16 protein-coding genes are annotated in these 15565 nt (G+C 62.6%); 10 read left to right on the top strand and 6 right to left on the bottom strand.

The genetic code is table 11. The annotated features are described in order from the left end of the window. Window positions 1-553 precede the first annotated feature (553 nt). The 7 genes from ACCD07_RS04320 to ACCD07_RS04290 are packed head-to-tail and all read left to right on the top strand — an operon-like array spanning window position 554 to window position 6881. On the top strand, window positions 554-1438 hold the full coding sequence (locus ACCD07_RS04320; RefSeq protein ID WP_176651307.1) for a FliM/FliN family flagellar motor switch protein: 885 nt from the start codon (window positions 554-556) through the stop codon (window positions 1436-1438). Between the two features lie 4 nt (window positions 1439-1442). Then, window positions 1443-1814 carry a FliM/FliN family flagellar motor switch protein gene (locus ACCD07_RS04315; protein WP_218087782.1) on the top strand — a complete coding sequence of 124 codons (372 nt, stop codon included), beginning with the start codon at window positions 1443-1445 and terminating at the stop codon, window positions 1812-1814. Then, the gene (gene fliP, locus ACCD07_RS04310; protein WP_176651305.1) at window positions 1811-2587 is read left to right on the top strand and encodes a flagellar type III secretion system pore protein FliP; all 777 of its coding nucleotides are present in this window, start codon (window positions 1811-1813) and stop codon (window positions 2585-2587) included. The genes ACCD07_RS04315 and fliP overlap by 4 nt, the downstream gene beginning before the upstream one ends. Window positions 2588-2599: 12 nt before the next feature. After that, window positions 2600-2872: a flagellar biosynthesis protein FliQ gene (gene fliQ, locus ACCD07_RS04305; RefSeq protein ID WP_176651304.1), complete on the top strand. Its 273-nt coding sequence runs from the start codon at window positions 2600-2602 to the stop codon at window positions 2870-2872. A 10-nt stretch (window positions 2873-2882) separates the two neighbouring features. Then, window positions 2883-3665, top strand: coding sequence for a flagellar biosynthetic protein FliR (locus ACCD07_RS04300; protein WP_176651303.1), 783 nt, complete (start codon window positions 2883-2885; stop codon window positions 3663-3665). Beyond that, the gene (locus ACCD07_RS04295; RefSeq protein WP_176651302.1) at window positions 3658-4797 is read left to right on the top strand and encodes a flagellar type III secretion system protein FlhB; all 1140 of its coding nucleotides are present in this window, start codon (window positions 3658-3660) and stop codon (window positions 4795-4797) included. Before ACCD07_RS04300 ends, ACCD07_RS04295 begins: the two co-directional genes overlap by 8 nt. Continuing rightward, window positions 4794-6881, top strand: a complete 2088-nt coding sequence (locus ACCD07_RS04290; RefSeq protein WP_353403801.1) for a flagellar biosynthesis protein FlhA — start codon at window positions 4794-4796, stop codon at window positions 6879-6881. The genes ACCD07_RS04295 and ACCD07_RS04290 overlap by 4 nt, the downstream gene beginning before the upstream one ends. Before the next feature lie 91 nt (window positions 6882-6972). On the opposite strand, the gene ACCD07_RS04285 is transcribed toward ACCD07_RS04290, so the two are convergent. The 3 genes from ACCD07_RS04285 to ACCD07_RS04275 all read right to left on the bottom strand — a co-directional run bounded on the left by ACCD07_RS04285 (window position 6973) and on the right by ACCD07_RS04275 (window position 10813). Further along, window positions 6973-7920 carry a hypothetical protein gene (locus ACCD07_RS04285; RefSeq protein ID WP_176651200.1) on the bottom strand — a complete coding sequence of 316 codons (948 nt, stop codon included), beginning with the start codon at window positions 7918-7920 and terminating at the stop codon, window positions 6973-6975. A 99-nt stretch (window positions 7921-8019) separates the two neighbouring features. Further along, window positions 8020-8901 carry a flagellin gene (locus ACCD07_RS04280; protein ID WP_353403802.1) on the bottom strand — a complete coding sequence of 294 codons (882 nt, stop codon included), beginning with the start codon at window positions 8899-8901 and terminating at the stop codon, window positions 8020-8022. A gap of 283 nt (window positions 8902-9184) precedes the next feature. Further along, the gene (locus ACCD07_RS04275) at window positions 9185-10813 is read right to left on the bottom strand and encodes an electron transfer flavoprotein-ubiquinone oxidoreductase (protein WP_413446705.1); all 1629 of its coding nucleotides are present in this window, start codon (window positions 10811-10813) and stop codon (window positions 9185-9187) included. Window positions 10814-11063: 250 nt separating this feature from the next. Between ACCD07_RS04275 and ACCD07_RS04270 the strand changes: the two genes are divergently transcribed. Further along, window positions 11064-11840 (top strand): SDR family oxidoreductase, encoded by a 777-nt coding sequence (locus ACCD07_RS04270; protein WP_176651197.1) that lies wholly within the window; start codon window positions 11064-11066, stop codon window positions 11838-11840. On the opposite strand, the gene ACCD07_RS04265 is transcribed toward ACCD07_RS04270, so the two are convergent. Further along, the gene (locus ACCD07_RS04265) at window positions 11841-12401 is read right to left on the bottom strand and encodes a LuxR C-terminal-related transcriptional regulator (protein ID WP_176651196.1); all 561 of its coding nucleotides are present in this window, start codon (window positions 12399-12401) and stop codon (window positions 11841-11843) included. It lies immediately after the preceding gene. A gap of 127 nt (window positions 12402-12528) precedes the next feature. Between ACCD07_RS04265 and ACCD07_RS04260 the strand changes: the two genes are divergently transcribed. Together ACCD07_RS04260 and ACCD07_RS04255 are read left to right on the top strand one after the other, a co-directional pair. Then, on the top strand, window positions 12529-13227 hold the full coding sequence (locus tag ACCD07_RS04260) for a CoA transferase subunit A (RefSeq protein WP_176651195.1): 699 nt from the start codon (window positions 12529-12531) through the stop codon (window positions 13225-13227). Window positions 13228-13244: 17 nt separating this feature from the next. After that, window positions 13245-13895 (top strand): CoA transferase subunit B, encoded by a 651-nt coding sequence (locus ACCD07_RS04255; RefSeq protein ID WP_176651194.1) that lies wholly within the window; start codon window positions 13245-13247, stop codon window positions 13893-13895. 46 nt (window positions 13896-13941) lie between these two features. On the opposite strand, the gene ACCD07_RS04250 is transcribed toward ACCD07_RS04255, so the two are convergent. Both ACCD07_RS04250 and ACCD07_RS04245 read right to left on the bottom strand, forming a co-directional pair. After that, window positions 13942-14688: a hypothetical protein gene (locus tag ACCD07_RS04250; RefSeq protein ID WP_176651193.1), complete on the bottom strand. Its 747-nt coding sequence runs from the start codon at window positions 14686-14688 to the stop codon at window positions 13942-13944. After that, a complete protein-coding gene (locus ACCD07_RS04245) occupies window positions 14685-15560 on the bottom strand; it encodes a hypothetical protein (protein WP_176651192.1) in 876 nt (291 codons plus the stop codon). Before ACCD07_RS04245 ends, ACCD07_RS04250 begins: the two co-directional genes overlap by 4 nt. Between the last annotated feature and the right edge of the window lie 5 nt (window positions 15561-15565).

Raw genomic sequence — 15565 nt, 5'->3', positions numbered from 1 at the left:
GCAGCAAGCTCTCTGATGCATATCCGATGGCGGCTTATGGTTATCGTGCTACACATGCGGTTTGCATGTCACAGTCTTGTAAGAAAGATAGTGTATGGCTGTCGGTCAAAACCGGACGCGGCGATGTAATGCGGCGGCCGGGCGGCGGGGTGCTGAAAACAGGGGAGGCGACGGCAGGTTGCTGGAAAATGAACACTGGGCGCTTGCCCTGCGGCACTGTTTTTCTAAGGCAAATATCGTTATAAAACATTCACTAAGCGCCAATTATTCATGTATGTTGCGGAGCAGCGTCAGACCTCAGACACTGCGAATAGCTTACCGGCTAGCAATTTTCTTGTAAAGGTTTATTTGCCCTCGGGCACTACTTGATCAAATATTGTTGAATGGAAATAATGTGAATTTTGATGTATCCTGTGTGTATCCTGCGCTACCGCCAACGTCGCGCTTACGTTACGATTGGAAATATTCCCGAATAATGCACTGGAAGTAACCAGTTTTTAGCTGGATAGTGCGATGATGGAGGCGTAGCAAAGAAATTCGACATGGCCCAAACATGACAACCACAAAACAGACAGCGCAACATCAAGTTCTGGATCCATGCCTGCTGGGGCGGCCCGTCCATCTGCTGCATATCTTTGCGGCGCAACTGCGCGACGACCTGGCCCAGGCCATGCGGCTGAACATGAACCGCCGCTACTGGGGCGGCTTCGAGGTCGACGACGTCGCCTTCACCCGGCTCGAGGGCGACGAAGTGCGCAGCCGCTGGCTCAGCTTTGCCGCGCCGGCCGGTCAGATCGCCTTTTCGCTCGAGCGCAAGGTGTTGCTCAGCGTACTCAACTTCCGTTATGGCAGCGGCAAGGCCGACAGCGCCGCCACCGACGAGAGCACCGTGCGCGTGACGGCCACCGAGGAGCGCCTCGCTGTGGTGCTGGGGCAACAGTTGGCCGCCACGCTGGCCGGCCGGATCGAACTCAACCTTCCCGCCATCGACAAGCCGGCCGCCCAGGGCGACGAGGCCCAGGCCGACGCCGCCGACAGCGAATTCAAGCCGGCGCCCGGCGCGCAGCCGCCCAAGGGCAGCTGGGTGATCGCCGTCACGGTGGCCGACGTCGCCAGCCACGCCACCGGCCAGTTCTGGTTCGCGCTCGACAAGACGCTGATGTCCAGCGTGCTGCGCGGCCTGTTGCGCGACCGCGACGGCGGCAAGAAAGCCAAGGTCGCCAGTCCGCTGGCGCAGCGGCTGCAGGTCGGCCTGGTGGGCCGCCTGGCCAGCAAGGAAGTGCTGCTCGGCAGCCTGTACGACTTGCAGGTCGGCGACGTCATCCCGATCAGCTTGAACCGCGCGGACGTCCTGCTCGAAGATTCCCGCCTGTTTACGGCCGCGGTCACCGAGCACAAAGGCAAACTGTGTTTAACCTCTTTTGAAGACGCCGAATAACATGATGAACATGAACGTAGCCAACCCAAGCGACGCCCTGCTGGAAGACCTGTCCGAAGAGATGATCATCGACCAGGTCAGCACCGAGCTGACCGACCTGCCGGCCACGCCGCCGCGGCGCGACCTGCCGGCCATGATGCGCAAGATCCCGGTGACGCTGACCTTGGAAGTGGGCTCGGCGCGCATCTCGCTGCAGGACCTGATGGCGATCGGCCCGGACAGCGTGGTCGAGCTCGACGTGCTGGCCGGCGAACCGCTGGTCATCAAGGTCAACGGCACCGCCATCGGCCGCGCCGAGGTGGTGGTGGCGGGCGAAAATTACGGCCTCAAAGTGATCGACCTGGACGGCCTGAATCTCGACATGATGACTCCATGACCTGGAGTGTGAACGCGCCGCCGGGCCGGCGCCTGCTGCCGGGCGCCTGCGCCGCTGCAGTGCTGATGATGCTGGCCTGTGCCTGTATGCCGGCCCACGCGGTCGACCTGCTGGCCAACGTGGTGCCCGGCGCCAAAACCGAACTGACGGTCAAGACCCAGATCCTGATCATCATGACCTTGCTGGGCTTGCTCCCGGTGATGGTCATGATGATGACCAGCTTTACCCGCTTCGTCATCGTGCTGTCGCTGCTGCGCCAGGCGCTGGGCCTGCAGCAGGGCCTGCCCAACCGCATCATCACCGGGGTCGCGCTGATCCTGACCTTGCTGGTGATGCGCCCGATCGGCGACCAGATCTGGTCCGAAGCCTTCGTGCCCTACGACCAGGACAAGATCGGCCTCGAGGTGGCGCTGCAGATCGCCGAGAAGCCGGTGTCGCGCTTCATGCTGGCGCAGACCAGCAAGGCCGCGCTGCAGCAGATCGCCCACCTGGCCGGCGAGGACAAGATCACCGAACCGTCGCAGCACGCGTTCACAGTCAAGCTGGCGGCGTTCGTGCTGTCCGAGCTGAAGACCGCGTTCCAGATCGGCTGCATGCTGTTCATTCCCTTCCTGGTGATCGACCTGGTGGTCTCGTCGGTGCTGATGGCGATGGGCATGATGATGCTGTCGCCGCTGGTCATCTCGCTGCCGTTCAAGCTGCTGCTGTTCGTGCTGGTGGACGGCTGGACCCTGACCGTCAACACGCTGGTCACCAGCGTGCAGGCGTACTGAAAGGAGTAGCGCATGCTGACACCCGAAGTGGCCGTCGACCTGGTGGTCGAATCGCTGCACATCGTCATGCTGCTGGTGGTGATCCTGGTCGTGCCCGGCCTGATCACCGGCCTGGTGGTGGCGCTGGTGCAGGCCGCCACGCAGATCAACGAGCAGACGCTGAGCTTTCTACCGAGGCTGCTGGTGACCCTGCTGGCGATTATCCTGATGGGGCGCTGGATGGCGACCTACCTGATGGATTTCTGCGTCTCCATTTTCAACCGCGCGGCCACGCTGGTCGGCTAGCTGGCTTTTCATGGAACCGATCCTGGCCCAGTTGCTGCCGCTGCTCACCGCGATCTGGTGGCCGTTCTGCCGCATCCTGGCGATGTTCATCGGCGCCCCGGTGCTGGGCGAGGCGGTCACGCCGGTGACGGTGCGCATCCTGATCGCGCTGGTGCTGGCGGTGCTGATGCTGCCGCTGACCACCACCGGCGCGCCGATCAATCCGTTTTCCATGCACGGCGTGGTGGCCTCGATCGAGCAGGCGCTGATCGGCTTCGTGCTGGGGCTGGCGTTCCACTTCGCCATGTCGGTGATCGGCGTGCTCGGCTTCCTGGTGTCGTCGCAGATGGGCTTTTCGATGGCGGTGATGAACGACCCGATGAACGGCCAGTCGTCGGACGTGGTGTCGGCGCTGCTGTCGGTGCTGTCGATCATCGTGTTCTTCGCCATCGACGGCCACCTGGTGATCGCCAACGTCATCGGCCAGAGCTTCAAGGCCTGGCCGCTGGGCCACGGCTACAGCCCGCTGCTGCTGCAGGCGATCGCCTACAACGTGGCCTGGATCTTCTCGGCCGCGATGCTGCTGGCCATCCCCATCGTGTTCTCGACCCTGGTGGTGCAGCTGGGCTTTGGCTTCCTCAACCGCGTCGCGCCCAGCCTGAACCTGTTCGCGCTGGGCTTTTCGGTGATCACCATCTTCGGCCTGATGATGCTGGCGCAGGTGGTGCGCTTCATCCCCGAGCACTATGTGCGCATGACCAATATGGTGCTGGAGCTGATACGCCAGCAGATGCAGGCGGCCGCCCATGGCTGACAGCGAGACCGGCGACAAGACAGAAAAGGCTTCACAGCAGAAGCTGAAGAAGTCGCGCCAGGAAGGGCAGGTGGTGCGTTCGCGCGACCTGTCGACGGCGATCGGCATCCTGGTCAGCCTCAAGCTGTTCGTCTACCTGCTGCCCGACTACATGGCCGAGTTCCACGAGATCTTCCACCAGAGCTTCGCGCCGCTGGGCGCCACCGGCGCCATCGACAACGCGATGTCGACCGTGTTCAGCAGCTCGATGTGGCTGCTGATCAAGATGGTGCTGCCGCTGTTCGTGGTGCCGCTGTTCATCGTGCTGGGCGCGATGGTGCCGGGCGGCTGGGTCATCAGCACCAAGCACTGGGAGCCCAAGATGGAGCGGCTCAGCCCGGCCGCCAACCTGGGGCGGCTGTTCGGCGCCAAGCACGCGTTCGAGTTCCTGGTGTCGGTCGGCAAGGCCGGCGTGCTGATCGCCGTGCTGGTCCACGTGGCGCGCTCGACCGTGAAGGATTACACCCAGCTGCAGCACATGCCGATGGGGCAGGCGATGATGTCCGGCTCCAACCTGATGCTTGACGGCTTGATGTCGCTGATCGCGGTGTTTATCATATTCGCCTTGATCGACGTGCCGGCGCAGGCGTATTTCTTCGCCAAGAACCAGCGCATGTCCAAGCAGGACCAGAAGGAAGAGCACAAGTCGACCGAGGGCCGGCCGGAAGTGAAGAACCGCATCCGCCAGCTGCAGCGGGCGATGGCGCGGCGCAGCGCGCGCAAGACGGTGCCGACGGCCGACGTGGTCATCGTCAACCCGGAACATTACGCGGTGGCCCTCAAGTATGACCAGGATCGTGCCGAAGCGCCGTATGTGATCGCCAAGGGCGTGGACGAGATGGCGCTGTACATCCGCCAGCTGGCGGTGGAGTTCAAGGTCGAGGTGATGCCGCTGGCGCCGCTGGCGCGCGCCATCTACAACACCAGCCAGGTCAACCAGCAGATCCCGGTGCAGCTGTACCAGGCCGTGTCGCAGGTGCTGAACTATGTGCTGCAATTGAAGGCATTCCGTACCGGACGGCGTAGCGCCGAGCCGGCGTATCCGAAAGAAGTTGTCGTACCCACATCCATGAGCGAGGTCAAGGAGTCATGAATTTTCTGAACAGGCTGGTAGCGGAAGCGCGCCGCCACAAGTTCGCCACGCCGGCATTCCTGCTGGTGATCCTGGCGATGATCATCCTGCCTTTGCCGCCGGTGCTGCTGGACGTGATGTTCACGTTCAACATCGTGCTGGCGCTGATCGTGATCCTGGTCTCGGTGTCGGCGCGCCGGCCGCTGGACTTCTCGGTGTTCCCGACCGTGATCCTGGCCACCACGATGATGCGGCTGACGCTGAACGTGGCGTCGACCCGGGTGGTGCTGCTGCACGGCCATGAAGGCACGGCCGCGGCCGGCCAGGTGATCGAGGCCTTCGGCAAGGTCGTCATCGGCGGCAACTACGTGGTCGGTATCGTCGTGTTCGTGATCCTGATGATCATCAACTTCATGGTGGTGACCAAGGGCGCCGAGCGGATATCCGAAGTGTCGGCCCGCTTCACGCTGGATGCCTTGCCGGGCAAGCAGATGGCGATCGACGCCGACCTCAACGCCGGCCTGATCAATCAAGAGAAGGCGCAGGCGCGCCGCCAGGACGTGGCGGCGGAGGCCGACTTCTACGGCGCCATGGACGGCGCCTCCAAGTTCGTGCGCGGCGACGCGGTCGCCTCGATCCTGATCCTGATCATCAACATGGTCGGCGGCGTGGCGATCGGCGCGCTGATGCAGGACATGTCCTTCGGCGACGCCTTCCGCCAGTACGCGCTGCTGACCATCGGCGACGGCCTGGTGGCGCAGATCCCGGCGCTGCTGCTGTCGGCCGCCGCCGCGATCCTGGTGACCCGTATTTCCGACTCCGGCGACTTCGAGCAGCAGGTCGGCGGCCAGGTGCTGGCGTCGCCGCAGGTGATGCTGAGCGCGGCCGGCATGATGATGATCCTGGCGCTGGTGCCGGGCATGCCATGGCAGATGTTCGGTCCGTTCGCGCTGGTGCTGGCCTATGTCGGCTACCGGCTGCTGCAGCGGGTCAAGGCGCCCGACACCACCAATCTCGACGCGATCGAGGCGGCGCTGCGCGAGGAGCGGGCGCCCGAGCTGGACTGGCACAGCCTGCCGGCGGTGCAGCAGCTGCAGGTGGCGCTGGGCTACAAGCTGGTCGGCCTGATCGACAAGGCGCACGGCGAGCCGCTGACCAAGCGCGTGCGCGGCGTGCGCCAGAGCCTGTCCGAGGCGATGGGGCTGCTGCTGCCGCCCATCATCGTGCGCGACGACCTGGGCTTGAAGCCGTCGCAGTACTCGGTGATGCTGTCGGGCAGCGTGGTGGCGCAGGCGGAGGTGTTTGCCGACCGCCTGATGGCGATCCCGTCGCCCAACATCTACGGCCAGATCGACGGCATCCCCGGCATCGAGCCGGCCTACGGCATGCCGGTGACGTGGATCGAGACCAGCGAGAAGGCCAATGCGCTGGGGCTGGGCTACCAGGTGGTGGAGGCGCCGAGCGCGATCGCCACCCACGTCTCCAAGCTGATCCGCGAGTACCTGCCGGAGCTGTTCCGCCACGAGGACGTGTCGGCGCTGATGGACCGGCTGACGGCGCTGTCGCCCAAGCTGGCCGGCTCGCTGGACAAGGCGCTGACGCACACGCAGATGCTGCGCGTGTTCCGCGTGCTGCTGGCCGAGAACGTGTCGCTGAAGGATATCGTGCCGATCGCCACCACGCTGGTCGACAGTTCGGAGACCACCAAGGATCCGATCTTGCTGGCGGCCGAGGTGCGCTGCGCGCTGCGGCGCCAGATCGTCACCGGCCTGTTCGGGCAGAAGACCGAGATGCAGGCCTTCAACCTGGGCGGCGACCTCGAGAACATGCTGCTGGGTTCGTTGAACCAGGCGCGCCAGAGCGGCAAGGTGGTGCTGGACAACTATCCGATCGATCCGCACCTGCTGGCGCAGCTGCAGGTCAACATGCCGGTGGCGCGCGAGCAGATGAAGCAGCAGGCGACGCCGCCGCTGCTGCTGGTGCTGCCGCAGATCCGTCCGCTGCTGGCCCGCTACGCGCGCCTGTTCGCGCCCGGCCTGCACGTGCTGTCCTACAACGAGATTCCGGAGAACCGCGAAGTCAGCATCATCGGCACCGTCGGCTAAACCCGGGGTCAGATCCGACATTCGGACACGAACTCTGCCGTAGCAGCCGCTACGGCAGAGCTCGTGTCCGAATGTCGGATCTGACCCCGGATTAGGCGGTTTCGGAGAACAGGTCGTCGGGCGGCATCGGCTGCGACAGCAGCACGGCCAGCTCGGCCATCGCCTTGAAGATGGCCTGCGTCAGCGCGGCCGTGTGCATGCGGGTGGGGTAGGAGTGCTCGCCGGTGGCCGGCGGCAGTTCGCGCCGCAGCCGGCAGCGCAGTATCGTCAGGCCCGACCTGCTCACCGTCGACGCCAGTTGCGGCAGCATCTCGCGCATGTGCTGCATGGCCGAGGTCTGCGCCGCGCCCACTTCCAGCACCACGCCGTTGCCGCTGGCCGGTTCGATCTGGATCACCACCCGGCCCACGCCCGGCAGCATCAGTTCCAGCCGCAAGGCCACCCGCGAGCGCTTGCGGCGGTTGCCGCGCTCCGGCTCGTCGTCGTCCTTGACGATCACTTTCAGCACCAGCCGCTCGGCGCCCCAGGCGTAGACGGCGAAGCGCCACGGCTCCATTTCCGTCACCAGCGGCAGGCCGGGGCGGCCCTGCATCGCCGCCGGCGTATGGTCGGCCATGAACAGGCTGGACGGCACGTGCTGGCCGCTGGCCTGCTCCAGCCACGCGGCGCGCTGCTCGCCATAGGTGCGCACCATCACCTGCCACGAGGCCGCCATCATCGCGGTGTCGGGCGGCTGCCAGACCAGCTGGCGCGATAAAAAGACTTGATTGGGCCGCATCGCGGCCGGGTCGGCGGCGTTCGGCACGTCGGCCAGCGCGGCGGCCAGCGCTTCCAGTCCGGCCTGCGGCATCGGCAGGCCGTCGGGGCCGTCCAGCAGCACGCCGACCGCGCCCGGGCCGTTCGGCGCCACCGGGCCGACCGGGTAATCCGCATCGACCGGCACTTCGCCCGGCGCGCGCGCAACCGGGCCTGGCTGCGTCGGCTGCCGGTCCGGGATGCCCACGGGGCGTGAAGTAGGTCCGATGCGGTCTAAAGCCATCAGGCTGACTCTCAAAAATACGGCTTAAAAAAAAGCCAACCGAAAATCCGGTTGGCTCCTTGTTGTCCCGGTCCGCGAGCGAACCGGGAAGCGCTACGATTACTGCAGCAAGGACATAACCAGGGACGACGTGCTGTTCGACTGCTTCAGCATGGCGGTACCAGCTTGCAGCAGCATCTGGCTGGAGGTCATGTTCGACGATTCAGCAGCGAAGTCGGTATCCATGATACGGCCTTGTGCGGCTTTGGTGTTGGTCGAAACGTTGGCCAGGTTGTTGTAGACGTGGTCCAGGCGGTTCGAGACAGCACCCAGGGCCGAGCGGACGGTCGAGACGGAGTCGATGGCGGTGGCCAGCGTGTCGATCGCGGTGTTGGCGGCGCCGGCGGTGGCGATTTCAGCGCCGGTGGCGGCTGGGTCGACGCCGGTCGAGGCGAAGTTGGCCGTGGCGCTGGTCAGCGCGGTTTGCATCGCGGTCAGGTTGGCGGTCACGTCGACGTTCATTTTTTCGCCCGACGAGGTACCGATCTGGAAGCTGACGGCGGCGTTGAACTTGGCGTCGGCCTTGGTGCCCAGCAGCGAGGTGCCGCCGAATGCGGTGTTGCCGATGATGTTGGTCAATTCCTTGCCCAGCGCATCGAATTCGGACTGCATCGCGGTACGGTCGGAGTCGGTCGAGGAACCGTCAGCCGATTGGGTCGCCAGATCCTTCATGCGGATCAGGATGTTGGTGGTCTCGTCCAGCGCGCCTTCGGCGGTCTGCATCATCGAGATCGAGTTCTGGGTGTTACGCATCGCAACGGTCATGCCGCTGGTCTGGTATTTCAGACGGGTTGCGATTTGCAGGCCTGCAGCGTCGTCCATGGCCGAATTGACACGGAAGCCGGTGCTCAGGCGGGTCTGCGAAGTCGACAGCGCCATCTGGGTGCGGGAGATCGAGTTCTGTGCGGATAAGGCCGCAGAATTAGTGTGAAGGCTCAGCATGAAATAACTCCTGGTAGGTGGATTCAGTTCGGAGCAACGAATCTTTTGTGCTCTCCCAAGTACAAGACGACCGTATCTGGAAGGACATTAAATGCTTTATGGAAATTTATAAAATATTTTGTAACAGAGAGCCGGTTAAGCACTGTTTTAGCCGTTTTCCACCCGGTCGATTATGGTCCGGTTTGCCATTCCGTTGCAACAAATCCTTCCGCGCATAAAAAAACAGCACGTCCATGACGGGCGTGCTGTTTCGACGTTGTTGCTTTTTTGTTGATTTTTTGACCTACATGTTCGGATAGTTAGGGCCGCCGCCGCCTTCCGGCGTGATCCAGACGATGTTCTGGGTCGGATCCTTGATATCGCAGGTTTTGCAGTGCACGCAGTTTTGCGCGTTGATCTGCAGGCGGTCGGCGCCGTCGTCGGTCTTGACGAACTCGTACACGCCGGCCGGGCAGTAGCGCGCCTCCGGACCGGCGTACTGGGCCAGGTTGACGTCGACCGGCACGCTCGGGTTCTTCAGCGTCAGGTGGACCGGCTGGTCTTCCGCGTGGTTGGTGTTGGAGATGAACACCGACGACAGGCGGTCGAAGGTCAGCTTGCCGTCCGGCTTGGGATAGCTGATCGGCGCGAACTGCGAGGCCGGCTTCAGGCATTCGTGGTCGGCGTGGCTGTGGTGCAGCGTCCATGGCGCCTTGCCGCGGAAGACCAGCTGGTCGATGCCGGTCATCAGCGAACCCAGGTACAGGCCCTTGTTCAGCCATGGCTTGACGTTGCGCGCCACGTGCAGTTCCTCGTGCAGCCACGATTTCTCGAAGGCGACAGGGTAGGTGGCCAGCTCGTCGCCCTGGCGGCCCGCGCCCAGCGCCTCGAACACCGACTCGGCGGCCAGCATGCCGGACTTGATCGCGGCGTGGCTGCCCTTGATGCGGCTCATGTTGAGGAAGCCGGCGTCGCAGCCGATCAGCGCGCCGCCCGGGAAGACCAGCTTCGGCAACGATTGCAGGCCGCCGGCGGTGATCGCGCGGGCGCCGTAGGAGATGCGCTTGCCGCCTTCGAAGAACGATTTGATGGCCGGATGGGTCTTGTAGCGCTGGAATTCCTCGTACGGCGACAGATAAGGATTCTCGTAGTTCAGGCCGACCACGTAGCCCACCATGACCTGGTTGTTTTCCAGGTGGTACAGGAAGGAGCCGCCGTAGGTCTTGCTGTCCAGCGGCCAGCCGGTGGTGTGGATCACCAGGCCGGGCTGGTGCTTGGCCGGGTCGATTTCCCACAGTTCCTTGATGCCGATGCCGTACGATTGCGGGTCCTTGCCCTTGTTCAGGTCGTACTTGGCCATCAGCTGCTTGCCCAGGTGGCCGCGCGCGCCTTCGGCGAACAGCGTGTATTTGCCGTGCAATTCCATGCCCAGCTGGAAGTCCGGACCGGCTTCGCCGTCGCGCTTGACGCCCATGTTGCCGGTGGCGACGCCCTTGACCGAACCGTCTTCGTTGTACAGGATCTCTGCGGCGGCGAAGCCGGGGAAGATTTCCACGCCCAGCGCCTCGGCCTGCTGGCCCAGCCAGCGCACCACGTTGCCCAGCGAGATCACATAGTTGCCATGGTTCTCGAAGCAGGCCGGCAGCATGAAGTTCGGGGTCTTGTAGGACTTGGTTTCGGTCAGGAACAGCACGCGGTCTTCGCTCACCTCGGTGTTGAGCGGCGCGCCTTTTTCCTTCCAGTCGGGGATCAGCTCGGTCAGCGCCTTAGGATCCATCACGGCGCCGGACAGGATGTGCGCGCCCAGTTCGCCGCCTTTTTCCAGTACGACGACCGACACTTCCTGGCCTTTTTCAGCGGCCAGCTGCTTGATCTTGATCGCTGCCGACAAGCCCGCAGGCCCGCCGCCGACGATCACGACGTCATACTCCATCGCGTCGCGTGGGCCGTACTGTTCTACTAGATTTTGTGGCTGTGTCATGGTCTGTTCTTATAGTGTTTAACAAGGATGGGAAAATTTAAGCACGAGTGTGCTTCTTTTTCGTCCAGAATGCAATGTGGGCGCCATTTTGAGGGACATTATTAGACACTGCAATCTAATACTGGCGATTTGTGTAATCATAACGATTCGACAGCCACGCTGTCGGGAATTCATCACTTAATATCAACACTAGGAGTAGCTCGTGGGCATAGAAGTCAACTTTGAGGGAAAAATTGCGCTGATCACCGGCGCCTCCAGCGGTCTCGGAGCCCGGTTTGCCAAAGTGCTGGCCCAGGCTGGCGCCCAGGTGGTGCTGGCGTCGCGCCGCACCGAGCGGCTGAAGGAACTGCGCGCGGAGATCGAGGCCGACGGCGGGGCGGCCCACGTGGTCAGCCTGGACGTGACCGACTACGCCAGCATCAAGTCCGCCATCGCCCACGCCGAGACCGAGGCCGGGCCGATCGACATCCTGGTCAACAACTCGGGCGTGTCGACCACGCAGCGGCTGGTCGACGTGACGCCGGAAGATTATTCCTTCGTGATGGACACCAACCTGCGCGGCGGCTTCTTCGTGGCCCAGGAGACCGCCAAGCGCATGATCGCGCGCGCCAAGGGCGACCCGACCAAGAAGCACCGCATCATCAACATCGCCTCGGTGGCGGGCTTGCGCGTGCTGCCGCAGATCGGCGTGTATTGCATGAGCAAGGCCGGCGTGGTGCAGATGACCAAGGCCATGGCGGTGGAGTGGGGCAAGTACGGCATCAACACCAACGCCATCTGCCCCGGCTATATCTCCACCGAGATCAACGAGGATTATTTCGCCAGCGAGCAGGGCCAGAAGCTGATCGAGATGTTGCCGCGCAAGCGGCCGGGCAAGCCGGAAGACCTGGACGGCCTGCTGCTGCTGCTGGCCGGAGAGGATTCCAACTTCATCAACGGCGCCATCATCTCCGCGGACGACGGCATGACCGCCATGTAGTTACAGATGCAGGCCGACCAGCTTGTGGACCAGTTCCGACGAGGTGGCGGCCGAGAATTTTCGCATCAGCTTGGCGCGGTGCATTTCCACCGTGCGCGGGCTGAGGTCGATCTGGCGGGCGATGGTCTTGCTGGTCTTGCCTTCGACCAGCAGCGCGGCGATTTCCCGCTCGCGCGGCGTCAGCTCCGCCGTCACCGGACGCTTTTCGCTGACGTCCTCGAAGGTCCAGATGCCGGGGCCGAGCGGTTCCGAGGCCTTCATCGAATGGCCGGTGACGTGGCACCAGAACAGCTCGCCGTTCGCGCGGCGCATGATGCGTTCGTCCGAATAGCGGCCCTTGGCGTTCATGATGGGGATGATGCGGTCGCCGGTGCGCAAGAACTCGTCCATGGTGGGATACAGCACGCGGAACGACAAGCCGTCCAGCTGGGCGCGGGTGTAGCCGAACATCGCGGCCAAGGCCTCGTTGCTCGACTGGATGACGCGATTTTCCGAGATGCACATGCCGACCGGCGCGTGCAGGAAAATGGATTGGTAATCGATGACAGGCTGTGCGCTCATGTGTTCCAACGGCAGGTAGTTCTACGGTATTGTGCTTTTGATGTGCGTATTCTATGCTGAGACGCCTCGTAGCTAGCGCATTTAACAACGTTAGCAACGACTATTGCAACATAAGATAAGGGACACCATGAATAAAATCTATCCGGACGCCACAGCCGCCTTGGCCGGTGTCGTACAAAATGGGCAAACCATTGCCGTCGGCGGCTTCGGCCTGTGCGGCATTCCCGAGGCCTTGATCGCCGCGCTGCGCGACTCCGGCGTGACCGGCCTGACCGCGATCTCCAACAACGCCGGCGTCGACGGCTTCGGCCTGGGCCAGTTGCTGGAGACCCGCCAGATCAAGAAGATGATCGCTTCCTACGTGGGCGAAAACAAGGAGTTCGCGCGCCAGTACCTGGCCGGCGAACTGGAACTTGAATTCACGCCGCAGGGCACCCTGGCCGAGAAGCTGCGCGCCGGCGGCGCCGGCATTCCCGCCTTCTTCACCAAGACCGGCGTCGGCACCATCGTCGCCGAAGGCAAGGAAATCCGCGAATTCGACGGCGAGCAATACGTGATGGAACGCAGCCTGGTGGCCGACGTGGCGCTGGTCAAGGCGTGGAAGGCCGACAAGGCCGGCAACCTGGTGTTCCGCAAGACCGCGCGCAACTTCAACCCGAACGCGGCGATGGCCGGCAAGATCACCATCGTCGAAGTCGAACAGCTGGTGGAAATCGGCGAGATCGATCCGGACGCCGTGCACCTGCCGAGCATCTTCGTGCACCGCATCGTGGTCAACGCCACGCCGGAAAAACGCATCGAGCAGCGCACCGTGCGCGCCAACTAAGAACATCGGAGATTACTATGGCATGGACTCGTGACGAAATGGCCGCGCGCGCGGCGAAGGAATTGCAGGACGGTTACTACGTCAACCTCGGCATCGGCTTGCCGACCCTGGTGGCGAACTACGTTCCGGAAGGCATGGAAGTGTTCCTGCAATCGGAAAACGGCTTGCTGGGCATCGGCCCGTTCCCGACCGAAGATGAAATCGACGCCGACCTGATCAACGCCGGCAAGCAGACCGTGACGGCGCTGCCGGGCGCGGCCTACTTCAGCTCGGCCGACTCGTTCGGCATGATCCGCGGCGGCAAGATCAACCTGGCGATCCTGGGCGCGATGCAGGTGTCGGAGCAGGGCGACCTGGCCAACTGGATGATCCCGGGCAAAATGGTCAAGGGCATGGGCGGCGCGATGGACCTGGTGGCAGGCGTCAAGAAAGTGGTGGTGCTGATGGAGCACGTGGCCACCGCCAAGGACGGCTCGACCTCGCACAAGCTGCTGAAGAAATGCGACCTGCCGCTGACCGGCGTCGGCGTGGTGGACCTGGTCATCACCGACCTGGGCGTGATGGAGGTGACCCCGGCCGGCCTGAAGGTCACCGAACTGGCGCCCGGCGTGACCAAGGACCAGATCAAGGCTGCCACCGGCGTGGAGCTGGATCTGTCGGCCGTTTAAGTTCGGATCGCGGATGACCTATGGCACGCTGCGGCGTGCCATTTTTTTACGTGATGATTTTTTCAACCATTATCCATTTGCAGGGGCGCTCGGCGTAAATAGGTTCATTGTCGTATATTAACCCTGTATCCGGCGCTAGCAGCGCTCGTTCGCTGACGAGGACAATGGCTTCCGGAGCTGTTTCAGTCCAAAGGAACTGGGCACAGCTGTCCTCAATATCTGGAATGTAGATTCCTGGTTCGAGCACGGATGTACCAGATAAAACAGTCACCGTTGGCGATAGCTTGTAATCCGGCCAATGCATTGGCGCATTCAGCGGGCCGCGAGAGCTTTCATCGTAGTCAAGGGAGAGTTTCAGCGGACTCCAGTAGGCTTCTTTTGTCGCAACAATGTTCCTCGCCATAAGCACCGCCTTGTTTAATAGCGCACCGTAGAGATTTTCGTCATCTCGTATCATCCATCCTGACCAATAATCGCTTTGCCCCTTCAAATCATTCAACGGGCCGTGCGCATGTCCCAGTCCGGCGAGATCGCCTGACTGCAGCGCTGAGCATCCTTCGTTCAAGGATTTTAGTGTGTCGTGGAAGTTTGGAACGACATGTTCGCGCCATACGATGTCGGGCCTGTCTGGCGGCCGCCACCGGAAGAAACCTGAGAGCAGATTGCGTACGAAATCTTCCATACACTTCTCAAGATGAATAATCATCTCGGCCCAGGTGTCGCGTAATTCGCTGAAGTAGGCGACAGAGGTGTAGCGCTCCAGCAGAAAGATCTCCTGCGGTATCAGCTTCACGACGAGCCTCCTTTAGTTCGAATGATCACTCTTGACCGAATTTGCTCGACATATATCCAATCGCATGGACGGTTGGTAAAGGCATTGCGGGCGACCAGGCTGGGTGCCAATTTGGGTTTGGCGGTGCTGCGACTGAATAACGGATCACAGGTCAGACGCGGATCGTTCAGATGCGCTTGCACGAACGCGTGCATGCTGTCGTCGTTGACCCAAAGATCAGCGCGGCCAACTGCCGCCACTGCTTCCAATCCCAGGTCATTGAAGGTGCTGCATTCCAGCAGCTCGCCGGCGGGACTGCCGGTCCAGCAGAATTGCGGCGTGCCATGTGGATCGTCGATCGGCAGATATACCCCTGTACGCACGGGCACCATGCCGGTCCGGCCAGTGACGTCGGGACGCAAGCGCAATGCCGGCACTTGTGCCAGGGCTTCCGGGTCCTCATGTCGCCGAAGCGCCAGGCTGAAGTCATCCCAGCGTGTAGTTTGACCGGAACGGTCCATGGTGTCGTCAATGTTCATCGCATACAGCGATATTTGCTCAAAGCGTGTCTCGAAGTCGCTCTGCTCATCAGGCGTCATCCAGTCCAGCGATATCTCGGCCAAACCGCGACCGCATTGGTTAGCACCGGTAATCGAATACACCTCGAACGCGCGCTTCGCGATGTGGGTGGCTGCCGACAGCTCAAAATCGGCCAGGAACGACCAGCCATTGTTGGCCCGCTGCTGCAGCTTGGTCAAATCCAAGGTTGGATCGATGAACGCCATCAGCGCATGCAGCCGTTGCTGCAAACCTTTGAGGTAGTCCAACGAGGCATAGTGGTAAAGCATCGACACCTGTTGCCTGCGCACTGGGGACAATTCAGTTAATCTCATGGCGC

The organism is Duganella sp. Dugasp56 (assembly GCF_047304105.1).
In the GTDB taxonomy this organism is placed as follows: Bacteria; Pseudomonadota; Gammaproteobacteria; order Burkholderiales; family Burkholderiaceae_D; genus Rugamonas; species Rugamonas hordei.
The sequence above is the reverse complement of the archived record's forward strand: the minus strand, read 5'-3'. Positions and strand labels throughout refer to the sequence as shown.